The organism is Actinoplanes sp. ATCC 53533, assembly GCF_003947245.1.
Map to the genome: position 1 here is coordinate 1 of NZ_QHHV01000424.1, position 3,241 is coordinate 3,241.

1 pseudogene is annotated in these 3,241 nt (G+C 68.7%); it reads right to left on the bottom strand.

Annotated elements, in window-relative coordinates:
- A pseudogene (locus tag DMB66_RS58645) lies at positions 1-3,241 on the bottom strand (RHS repeat protein); the annotation flags it as partial.

Below are 3,241 nucleotides of genomic sequence, written 5' to 3' on the forward strand. Positions count from 1 at the left end.
CTGGGCGATCCGCTGGCCGTGGGGGTCGTACGCGGTGGATGCCGCGAGCGCCGACAGGTCGCCGGCCGAGTCGAACGAGGCGACCACGTCGTCGTGCTCGTCGGAGACCGTGATCCGGGTGTTGTTCTCGCTGTCCTCGACCGCGAGCAGCTCACCGGACGGGCCGCGGGCGAACTGCTCGGAGCCGTCGTTCACCGGGTCCGGTTCGAACCCGGCGTACACGAAGCCCTTGCCCGCCCGGTTGACCACCCGGTTGAGCCCGTCGTAGACGTACGCCTGGCCCTCCGCGCTGACCAGGCGGTCGAACGCGTCGAAGGAGTACGTCTCGGCGAGCCCGGAACTGGTCCGGGTCGTCATCGTCCCGCGCGGCGTGTACGCGTACGTGTAGTCGCTGTCGCTGAGCAGCCGGTTGCGCTCGTCGTACGTGGCCGTCTTCGCCCCGGCCTTGGTCCGGTTGCCGGAGTCGTCCCACTCGTAGCCGACGGTGCCGGAGTTGGACGTCCAGGACGTCAGCCGGCCCGCGTCGTCGTACCCGTAGGTGTTGTTGCCGGCGCCCGCGGTGCCGGCGGTGTCCTTGCCGATCAGGTGGTCGTCGACGTCGTAGCGGTAGGCGATCTTCGCCACCTCGGCGTTCGCGCTGTTCCTCAGCGTGTCCGAGGAGAGCCGGCCCAGGTCGTCGTAGCCGTAGGTGCGGACCCGGCCGGCGCCGTAGTCCACCTTCTCCATCAGGCCGGCCGCGGTGTAGCCGAGCTTCTGGGTGACGCCCGACGCGGCGTCGAGCATCGTGTCGATGCGACCGGACTTGTAGCCGAAGGTCGCCGTGCCGACCGTGTCGGTGCGGGTGGTGACCTGACCGTCGGTGTTGTAGGCGAAGCTGGCGGTGCCGGACTGGCCGTCCGCGCTCAACAGGTTGCCGCGGTCGTCGTAGGTGTAGCTGTTCGAGTTGGTGCCCGTGGTGACGGCCGTGATCCGGTCCTCGAGGTCGTACGTCATGCCCCGGTTGACCGCGTTGCCCGCTCCGCTGCCGTTCTCGCCGATCAGGCGGTTCGACGCGTCGTAGGTGCGGTCCCGCACCACCCCGCCGGGCGCCGTCAGGCGGTCGGCGTTGCCGTTGAGGTCGTAGCCGACGGTCCAGGTGCGGTCGCCGAGCGCCGGGTGCGCCGTGGTCGGCGGCTCGATCACCGTCTCCGGCAGGCCCAGGCTGTTGACGGTGTAGTACGTGGACAGGCCGCGACCGTCGGTGTACCGGGTGCGGTTGCCCGCCGCGTCGTAGCCGAACGAGGTGGTGATGGTCTCGGTGGCGCTCTTGGGCTCGACCTGCTGGATCAGCTGGTCGAGCGCGTTGTACGCGAACGAGACCGTCTTGTTCAGCGCGTTCGTGCGGGTCTTGACGTTGCCGTTCTCGTCATAGGTGAACGTCTCGCGCCGCAGCGTGCTGTTGGCCGGACTGAGATCGGACTCGGCGGTGATCTGACCGAAGCCGTCGTAGTCGCGGCGGGTGGAGCGGCCGGCGCCGTCGGTGTCCCGGACGGTGTTACCGAACGCGTCGTAGCCGTACCGGGTGGTGACCAGGGCCGGATCGGTCTTGGTGAGCACCTCCCCGATCTTGTTGTAGGTCATCGTCGTGACCAGGCCGCTCGGCGACTTCGTCTCCACGACGTTGTTGGCGTCGTCGTACTTCATCGTGGTGGTGAAGGTGTTCGCCAGCGGCTTGCGCTCGAACGACGTCGCCGTGACCTGACGATCGAGATCGTCATACGTCGCCTCGCTGCGGACGCCGGTCGCGCTCACCGTGGACAGCATCTTGCCGGTCCGCGTGTACGTGATCTTGGTGACCGCGCGTTCGCCGTTGGTGGCGCCGGGCTCATCCCGCTCCACGACCCGGTTGAGCCGGTCGTACTTGACGCGCGTCACGCTGCCGCGGGCGTCGGTGGTCTCGACCACGTTGCCGAGCGCGTCGTACGTCGTCTTGGTGATCGGCGAGGCGCCGGACGTCGGCGCGGCGGCCGGGGTGTACATCGGGCCGGTCACCTCGACCACGCGACCCATCCGGTCGTACCGGCTGCGCGCGACGTTGCCGAGCGCGTCGCGGCTGGCCACGACCTCGCCGAAGGCGTTGTAGCCGGTGGTCACCGTCGGGTTGGTCGCGGTGGCCGCGGCGCCCCCGCTCTCCACCTGGACGCGCGGAGCGATCGTCTGGATCCGGTCGCCGTTCTCGTCGTACCGGTGGGTCGTGGTGAACGCGGCCTTGTCGGCCCCCGCGACGTTGCCGCGCGGCTCGGTGCTGGTCAGCACCTGGCCCCGGCTGTCGTACGTGTAGGACGTGGTGCGCACCTGGCTGCCGTCGATGACCTTCTCGGCCTCGAGCTGGCCCTTGGCGTTGTAGGTGTTGGTCGTCTGGAGCTTCAGGCCGGCTTCGATGGGCCAGGGCACGTTGACCGGCGTGCCGGTCTGCACGGTGGACTTGACGTTGCCCACGGTGTCGTAGGTGAAGGCGGTGCTGCGGTTCAGGCCACCCGGATCGAACGTCGTCACGGCGTTGCGCCCCAACGGGTTGACGTCGTTGGTGACCACCTTGAGGCCGTTGTTGGTGGCCTGCCGCGTCAGGTTGCCTGCGGCGTCGTAGGTGTTCTCCTGCATCACATAGTCGCGCTTGGTGCCGTCCGGGTTGCGGAAGTCCTTGAGCACGATCTTGGCGAGCAGGTCGTCGCCGAGGTAGGTGTATTCCAGCCGCCGGCCCATCGCGTCGACCTGGGCCGCCATCCGGCCGCCGTAGTCGTAGGCGTATGAGGTCAGCACGACGTAGCCGAGCTTCTCGTCCTGCGGCCTGCCGCCGTCCGGGTCGCCGCGCCAGTCGTAGAGGCGCACCTCGGCGAGGTCGTTGCGGGCGGTGAAGGCGTACTCGTAGTGGTTGCCGTTGCCGTCCACCACGGACGTCCGGTTGCCGAACTGGTCGTAGCCCTCGGTCTGCTCGTCACCGACCGGGTTGACCGTGCGGACCTGGCGGTTGAACTCGTCGTACTCGATGGTGGTGACCCGCTCGGGCTCGCCGGCGTCCAGCGCGTCCTTGACCACCGTCTTGACGACGTTGCCGTCCACGTCATAGGTGTTCGCGGTGACGGCCTGGTGCTTGCTGCCGTCCACCGCGTTGGTGGTCACCGGGCCGGTGGTGGTCAGCAGCCGGCCCATGTCGTCGTACGTGTACGTGGTGACCACGCCGTCCGGGTACGAGTCGGACTTC